5 protein-coding genes and 2 pseudogenes are annotated in these 7979 nt (G+C 67.9%); 4 read left to right on the top strand and 3 right to left on the bottom strand.

Going from position 1 to position 7979, the window contains the following annotated elements:
* Together D7W82_RS36960 and D7W82_RS36955 are read right to left on the bottom strand one after the other, a co-directional pair.
* Positions 1 to 350 (bottom strand): annotated as a pseudogene (locus D7W82_RS36960) (IS4 family transposase); the annotation flags it as partial.
* A 73-nt stretch (positions 351 to 423) separates the two neighbouring features.
* The gene (locus D7W82_RS36955) at positions 424 to 2547 is read right to left on the bottom strand and encodes a patatin-like phospholipase family protein (protein ID WP_233588162.1); all 2124 of its coding nucleotides are present in this window, start codon (positions 2545 to 2547) and stop codon (positions 424 to 426) included.
* A 102-nt stretch (positions 2548 to 2649) separates the two neighbouring features.
* Between D7W82_RS36955 and D7W82_RS36950 the strand changes: the two genes are divergently transcribed.
* The gene (locus D7W82_RS36950) at positions 2650 to 3186 is read left to right on the top strand and encodes a hypothetical protein (protein WP_147439734.1); all 537 of its coding nucleotides are present in this window, start codon (positions 2650 to 2652) and stop codon (positions 3184 to 3186) included.
* Here D7W82_RS36950 and D7W82_RS36945 read toward each other — a convergent pair.
* Positions 3183 to 4235: a glycosyltransferase family 1 protein gene (locus D7W82_RS36945; RefSeq protein ID WP_233588163.1), complete on the bottom strand. Its 1053-nt coding sequence runs from the start codon at positions 4233 to 4235 to the stop codon at positions 3183 to 3185. The genes D7W82_RS36950 and D7W82_RS36945 overlap by 4 nt on opposite strands.
* A gap of 92 nt (positions 4236 to 4327) precedes the next feature.
* On the opposite strand from D7W82_RS36945, the gene D7W82_RS36940 reads away from it, so the two are divergent.
* From D7W82_RS36940 to D7W82_RS36930, 3 genes and pseudogenes are all read left to right on the top strand, one after another.
* A complete protein-coding gene (locus D7W82_RS36940; protein ID WP_120622783.1) occupies positions 4328 to 5458 on the top strand; it encodes a glycosyltransferase in 1131 nt (376 codons plus the stop codon).
* A gap of 218 nt (positions 5459 to 5676) precedes the next feature.
* Entirely contained in the window at positions 5677 to 7071 is a 1395-nt protein-coding gene (locus tag D7W82_RS36935) for an undecaprenyl-phosphate glucose phosphotransferase (protein WP_120622782.1), read from the top strand.
* 99 nt (positions 7072 to 7170) lie between these two features.
* Positions 7171 to 7979 (top strand): annotated as a pseudogene (locus D7W82_RS36930) (hypothetical protein); the annotation flags it as partial.

Below are 7979 nucleotides of genomic sequence, written 5' to 3'. Positions count from 1 at the left end.
AGCGTCTCCTGGTCGTCCTGCTCGAAGTCCGTCCAGTCCAGCGCGATGACCGCCTCGGTCCGCTCCGCCAGCACGAAGGGCACCCAGGACGCGAAGAGCTTCCAGACGTCGAAGCCTCCATTCGACAACAGTCGGTCCACCTGCTTCACCGCGTGCTTGGACGTGACGTCCTCTCCACGCGCCCACGCCATGGCCTTGCCGATGGCCGCCACCGACAGGCTCGCCGCCTGCACCGCCCCCAGCGTCGCGTGCGACAGGGACAGGATTCGTTTGACGTGCAGGTCGTCCTCGAACACTTCCGTCAGGAACGCCCGCACCTGCTCTTCGTCGATGGCCACCTTGCGCGTCATGGTGGCTGCCTCTTTGCGCTGACACCAGCGCCTTCGCACGCAGCCGCCGAGCGAGCGTGTGCTGATCAACTCGCTAGATGAGGGGATCCCTCAGGGCGCCTCCCGCCGGGCAGCTGCTCGTGCCGTAATGGTCGTTCGAGCTGAACAACCATCCCGCGCGAAGGGCCAGACGGCTCTGTGAGAGGAAGGTCTGTCCTGAGGGGGGCTGGAACTCGAGCCCTCCCGTCAGCGCCACGCCAAACGGATCGCCGCTGTTGCCGGAGGACAGGACGTCCTCGAGCCCACGGAAGCCAATCGCACCCGCGAACCTGAGCCCGGAGGACAGCGGCATCGCGGAGGCCCCGACGCTCAGGCCGATCTCGCTCGCGGTGGGGCCCATCGTGATGTGCAGCGACATGCGCTGGGGCTCGTAGCTGATGCTGTCCACCGCGAGCTTGCTGGCGAAGCGGACCGTGGGCTTGTCCGCAGCGGGTTGCACCGCCGCGAGCCGGTGGGCAGCAGTCCCGAGCGCATGGCGGATGCGGAGGACAGCCTGTCCTCCTTGTCCCTTCGGGACACCCAGGTCCTGGAACCCGAAGCCATACGCCCCGAGCAGCCGCATCGAATACGCCAACTCCGACTCGTCCTTGCTCTGCTTCCAGTCCGGCCATTCATTGGGCTGGAGACCCGGGACATGGGGCGGAGCCTGGCCCGCGATGGCTCGGTCACAGTGCGCATTGCGCCAGGTGCCGGGTGGAACGGTGCCTGCGGACTTGCTGCATGCGTCGTAGAGCTGGTCCAGGGACATCTGGAGCAGCGCCCGGAAGTCTTCCAGCGCTTCGCCCTGACAGGCCTGCTCCGCGCTCGGCAAGGAGTCGTAGACAGCGCTCATGCAGGCGAAGGGCTGCCATCCGCCAATGCCATCCATCGCCGCCGCGCGGGGCTTCTCTGACGACGTCCTCCCTTCCCGGAACGCGTCATCCATCATCCGGCGGGCGTCGTACATGCCCAGGTAGAAGTCGAAGACACGGAAGCTCTTTTCGAAGAAGCCCAGGAACGCGAAGAGGGGCGCACCGGCCGCGGGAAAGTGCCGGCGGGGGAGGGTGAGGCGTTTGGCGATCTCTGGCTCCTCCTCCAGCAGCATGGCCAGTTCCTTGGACCGCGCCGTGTCCACGAAGGCCGCAAGGAGCTCCGCGAGTGTTCCCGGCAGCGAGACTGGCCTGGTGCCCTCCTGAGGAGGCGCGATGGGGTACTCCGTCGCGTCCGGGTCGATGAACGCGAACGCGATACCGGGAGGCGTCGTGCGCGTGTCGGGCTGTGGGACCGGACGCCACTCCAGCTTGCCGTCCGCGGTTTCGCGAAGGCCATCACGGGCGAGCCCCACGGCCAGACGCAGGGGCGTGTTGTCGAAGACGCCACCATCGATGAAGAGCTCGCGCCTCGCCTCCGAAGGCAGGCAGATCCCTGGCTTCGCGGAGGCCTTCGGCGCGCAGGTCCGCAGGGGTTGGGGCGGAAACGCGATGGGGAAGGACATGGACGCGAGGAGGAGTTCGCGCAGGTTCGCGAAGGGAATCTCCCCTTGCTCGTCCGTTTCGAGCAGCAGTTCCAGGCGGCGGCCCTCGCGAGTGGTGTAGTTGGTCGCGCGAGGAGGGCGTCCAGGCCCGCGTCCCTGGATGCGGATGGCGAACTTCTCTTCGAGCCGAGGCAGGTCGAGCCGTCCGTTCGCGGCCTGAAGGGCGCGAGGCGAAAGGCGCGTCGTCGAAACTCCGAGCACCACGTCGCAGGATCGGTCCAGGCCACGGTTCCAGGCCTGCTCGATATGGGAGGCGCGGCGTTCCAGCGCGTCGCGGGAGAAGACACCGAGCGGCGTCGTCGATGTCGGGATGAAGAGGTCGTTGAACCCGATGGGAACCCAGATGTCCCAGAAGAAAGATTGACCCGGCGTGGACGCATCCACGCCACAAGTCGCCATGATCGCCAGCAAGGCATTGAGGCTTCCTGCGGAGGCGCCGGTCACGAGCCGCAGGTCCACGGCGCGCTCTCCCTGAGAGGATGTTCCCGAGTAGTACAGGAACCCTGCCTCATATGTGCCCAGGGATACGCCGCCACTCACCGTCAGGGAGACAGCCTTCGGCGTCGCGGCCTGGAGCGGGTGGATGGCCTGGGCGCTTGCGTTCGAGGCGAAGAAGAGCACCACCCCGGCAAGAACACGCGCCACTCGGAATGCGCTTGGAAGGAGGTGCGAAGTCGCAAGGCTTGTCATGGAAAACATCTCGGGAGTGGCTTGGGTCATGGCCAGAACTGGTCTAGACTGGCACTCATGAACCCGTCATCGTCGCGTCTGGCTCTTGTGCTGTCCTGCTGCGGAGCGCTTGCCGTCGGCTGTGATTCGCCCGCCAATGGATCGTGTCAAGGAACCCATCTGGGGCAGGCTGTGAACTGGCCCATTGACGGGGAGCGGAGTTCCTTGGAGCGGACCCATCCGGCTCTGAACGACAACAAGATGACCTACCTGGCGTTGTCGTATGTCACGGATTCCCTCCTTGAGAAGGGTGTGGCCTCCATCGGGGTGGGCATCACGTTCAATGAAGAGCTCGTGATTCGCTCGCCGACTGCTTATGAATTGGTTCGGGGAAGTGAGGATGAGCTTGTGGTTGGTAGCGGGTCTAGCGGCTTGCGGTGGGCGGCATACTACGATCCCGTCGATGACCTTCGGATGGGGGGCTACCTCAAGCCTGGAACGCCGATGTCCGCGACCCTGACCCTCAACCATGTGGTAACCAGTGATGCGCAAGGTGAATTTGTCTACCGTTTCGCCGATGGCAGTGAATGGAATTGTACCTTCGACGTGAACTAGTGACCCAGGGCTCTGCGAAATACACCCAACGTCTGCAAGGCACAGATGTCCCAGGTGAACCGAGCGGCCCTCCCCCTGCCCAGGTCCACCAGTTCCCTGCGGAGGGAGTCGTCCCGTAACAGTCGCAGGCATGCCTCCCTCCATTCGGAGGACGCCGTCGGATCCAGCCGGAGCGCTGCGTCGCCCACGACCTCCGGGAGTGCTGTCGCATCCGCCGCGATGACCGGGCACCCGGACGCCATGGCTTCCAACGCCGGCAATCCAAATCCCTCGTACTTCGACGGCAGCAGCAGCGCCGTCGCGGCCCCATAGAACAACGCCATTTCCGACTCGGGCAGTTGCTCCAGGTCGATGACGTTCTCGTGCAGCCCAACCTCATGCGCCACCGCGCCCTTTCCGGCGAGCAACACCAGGGGCACCGGCAGGTCCGGCGCGAACTTCGCCAGCATCGCCAGGTTCTTGAACGGCTTCGCGTTGCCCACCACCGCGATGTACCGCTCCGGCAACTCATGCCGGTCCCGGAACGCCTTCGCCTCGCTCGCCGTGGGCGGCTGGAACCGCTCATCCACGCCGTTGTGGATCACCTGGAACCGGTACGGCGACATCTTCAAATACTTCCCCAGCTCCTCCCGGGAGAAGTCAGACACGGTGATCAACGCAGTCGCCAAGCGCGCCCGCGGGCCCACCACCGCCTTGTAATAAATCGCCTGCACCGGCGTGTACTGGTCCGCCAGCGCCAGATGGTTCGCGTCGTGCAACGTGGCCACCAACTTCCCCGGCCAGAACAGCGGCAACGAGAACGACGTCGCGTGGAACAGGTCCGGCTTCAGCTTCGTCAGCTCGTACGCCAACAGCGGCTGCTCGGTCGGTGACAGGTACCCGGCCCTGGAGCGGTGCAGCGGAATCCTCGGCGTCAGCTCTCCCAGGTCGTCCGGCAGGCCCTTCGCCGGGACCAGCGCGGAGAACTCCAGGTCCGGGGCCAGGGCGGGCAGCCGGCGCGCCAGCTCCAGCGCGTACCTCGCGATGCCGTGGAGCTGACCGCGCACCATTCTCAAGTCGAGCAGGACAGAAGGCACGCTCCCTGGCCTACCACACGCTGGCTTGCCCCCGCACCGCCGCGCCAGTGCTAGAAGGCCCACCCGTGAAGGTCGCCCTCGTCCACGACTGGCTCGTCACCCACCGCGGCGGAGAACGCGTCCTCGACGCCCTCTGCGAACTGTTCCCCCGCGCGGACCTCTACACCCTCATCCACCAGCCGGGCAGCCAGTCCCCGCGCATCGAGGACCGGCGCATCACCACGTCGTTCCTCCAGCACATCCCCGGCATCCACTCGCGCTACCGGCACTTCCTGCCGCTGTTCCCCCGCGCCATCGAAGCCCTTCGCATCACCGGCGACTACGACCTCGTCCTGTCCTCCAGCCACTGCGTCGCCAAGGGCATCCACGCGCCTCCCGGCGTGCCCCACCTGAGCTACGTCCACGCTCCCATGCGGTACATGTGGGACCTGTTCGACGAGTACTTCGGCCCCGGCCGCACCCGCCTCCCCGTGCGCGCCGCCGCCCTCGCCGTGCGCCCCTACCTCCAGCACTGGGACCGCACCTCCACCCAGCGCGTGGGCCGCATCGTCGCCAACTCCCAGCACATCGCCGGGAAGATCCGCCGCTTCTGGGACCGCGACGCCTCCGTCGTCTCGCCCCCCGTGGAGCTCGAACGCTTCACCCAGGTGCCGCTCGAAGGGGGAGGGCAGGGCGGCTACTTCCTGTGGCTCGGCGCCTTCGCCCCCTACAAGCGCCTGGACGTCGCCCTGGAGGCCTTCCGCACCCTGGACACCCCCCTGTGGGTCGTGGGCACGGGGCAGGAGGCCTCCCGCCTCACGTCCGGGCCGCTTCCGCCCCACATCCGGTTCCTCGGCAACGTGCCGGACAGCGCGCTCCCCGCCCTCTACCGCGACGCCCGCGCGCTCCTCTTCACCCCCGAGGAGGACTTCGGCATCACCCCCCTGGAGGCCCAGGCCACCGGCCGCCCCGTCATCGCCTTCGGCAAGGGCGGCGCCCTGGAGACCGTCACGCCCAGGACGGGCCTCTTCTTCCCGGAGCAGACCCCCGCGTCCCTCGCCGCCGCCGTGCGCCAGTTCGATTCCTGGGAGCAGTCCTTCCGCCCCCAGGACGCCCGCGCCCAGGCCGAGCGCTTCAGCCGCGCCCGCTTCCAGCAGGCCATCCAGGCGGAGGTGGACGCCCTGCTGGGCCTGTCCCCGTCCTCCCCAGCGGTGTGACAGCGCTGTCCGCGCCCTCCCCAGTTTCCCGAGGCCTGCCTGCCCGGCGGGATGTCTTGTGTCCGCTGCCCTCCGGTGCAACCCCTTGGTTTCACGGGAAAACCCGTGATAGGACGCCGCGCCGGGGGAGGGGCCCGGGCGCTTGAGGGTTCCCGGGGCTCAGGGTGCGTGTCTTGCATCCGACGGACGGTCCTCGTCCCCCGTCAGGAGTCACCGCGGTGTTTGGTCGCCTGCAGCGTTTCTACACGTCCATCAAGGTCGCCGCCGACGCGGGGATGCTCGGGGTGGCGTTCGTGCTCGCGTACTTCACCCGCTTCAGCGGCGTGTTCCCCATCACCGAGGGCATCCCGCCCCCGGCCGAGACGTTCGTCTCCCTGGTGATGGTGCTGGTCATCTTCCCGATGACGTTCCAGCGGGCGCGGCTGTACGCGACCAACCGCGCGCGCTCGCACATGGGGGAGCTGTTCGAGCTCTTCAAGGCCACCATCACCGCGACGCTCGTCCTGGTGGCGGTGACGTACTTCATCCGCGAGCGCTACTCGCGCCTCACGCTGGCCATCTTCGTCGTCTACGCCTTCACGCTCATCGCCGTATCGCGCATGGTCATGCGCCACCTGCTCAGCGAGGTGCGCCGGCGCGGCTACAACCTCAAGTCCATCCTCGTCATCGGCGAGGAGGAGCTGGGGCTGCGCACCATCGAGACGGTGGAGAGCCACCGCGAGCTGGGCTTCCGCGTGACGGGCGTGCTGTCGCTGAAGGAGGAGAAGGTCGGCCAGTGGGTGGGCGGCGTGCGCGTGGTGGGCCACGTGGGCGAGGTGGAGGCCTACCTGGATGCCCACCCCGTGGATCAGGTCATCATCGCCGTGCCGCTGGAGGACCAGGCGCGCGTGAAGCCGCTGATGGAGCAGCTGGCGCTGCGCACCGTGGACGTCAAGGTGGTGCCGGACCTGTACCAGTACATCACCCTGTACGGCGGCCTGGAGGAGTTCGGCGGCCTGCCCATCATCAGCCTCCAGGGCGACCCCATGGACGGCTGGAGCCGCGTGGCCAAGCGCGTGTTCGACGTGCTGTTCTCCCTGGTGGCCATCGCCGTCAGCTCTCCGCTGATGGTGCTCACCGCCCTGCTCGTGCGCCTCACCAGCAAGGGCCCCATCCTCTACCGCCAGGAGCGGATGGGCATGGACGGGCGGACCTTCCACATCCTCAAGTTCCGCACCATGCGCGTGGACGCGGAGGCCCAGGGCGCCACCATGGCCAGCGCGGTGGACGCGCGCCGCACGCCGGTGGGCACGTTCCTGCGCAAGTACTCGCTGGATGAGCTGCCCCAGTTCTTCAACGTGCTCCGGGGCGACATGAGCCTCGTGGGCCCGCGCCCGGAGCGGCCCGTCTTCATCGAGGAGTTCAAGCGCCAGATTCCGCGCTACCACCTGCGCCACAAGGTGAAGGCGGGCATCACCGGCTGGGCGCAGATCAACGGCCTGCGCGGCCAGACGTCCATCCAGAAGCGCATCGAGTACGACCTCTATTACATCGAGAACTGGTCGCTCCTGATGGACCTGAAGATCCTCCTGCGCACCGCGCTGGGCGGCTTCCTGTCGAAGAACGCGTACTGACCCGGGCGCCACCGGGCAGGCGAGCAGGACGGGGGCGCAGGTCGTATTCGTGCGCACCCTCTCATTGGCACCGCGAAGCCGTTTAGACTGCGGGCCGACATGGGCGACAAGCTGGGATTGACGCTGGTCCGCAAGGGCCTCCTGACGCAGGCGCAGCTCGACCAGGGCATGAGCGCGCAGCTCGTGCACGGAGGCCGGTTGGGCTCGCGGCTCGTGGAGCTGGGGTTCCTGGACATCGAGACGGTGGGCATGGTGCTGGGGGAGCTGACCCGGTTGCCCGTGGCGATGGAGGCGGACTTCGACGCCGTCACCGACGCGACGCTGAAGCTGCTCAACGCGGATCAGGCGGAGAAGCACCAGGCGTTCCCGCTCGCGGTGGAGGGCCGGCGGCTGAAGGTCGCGATGGCCAACCCGCTGGACCTGCAGACCACGGATGCGCTCGGGTTCATCACGGGCATGCGCATCGTCCCGTACGTGGTGCCGGAGCTGCGGCTCTTCCACTACCTGAGCCTGCGCTACGACATCGACCGGCCGACGCGCCCGCTGAAGCCGGCCATTCCGCTGCCCGCGCGCCGCTCGGTGTCCATGGCGGCGGTGGCGCCTGTCTCCATGGCGGCGCCGGTGGTCGTGCCGCCACCCGCCATGCCGCCTCCGCCCGCTCCCGTGCGCGCGGAGCCCGAGGTCGCGGGGATGTTCGGCGGGCTCGCGCCGGGACAGTTCCTCAGTGATGACTCGGAGGAGCAGGAGGCCGACGCGGACCTCGCCGACGCGGCCATCGTCGGCGAGGAGCTTCCGGACATCGTGATGGGCGAGCCGGTGCGGGCTCCGCCGGTCATCGAAATGGCTCGGCCCGCTGGGAGTCCTCCGGCCGCGCCGCCGCGGCTGACGGCACAGCCTCCGGGCATGGT

Source organism: Corallococcus sp. CA049B (assembly GCF_003611685.1).
GTDB lineage: Bacteria > Myxococcota > Myxococcia > Myxococcales > Myxococcaceae > Corallococcus > Corallococcus coralloides.
The sequence above is the reverse complement of the archived record's forward strand: the minus strand, read 5'-3'. Positions and strand labels throughout refer to the sequence as shown.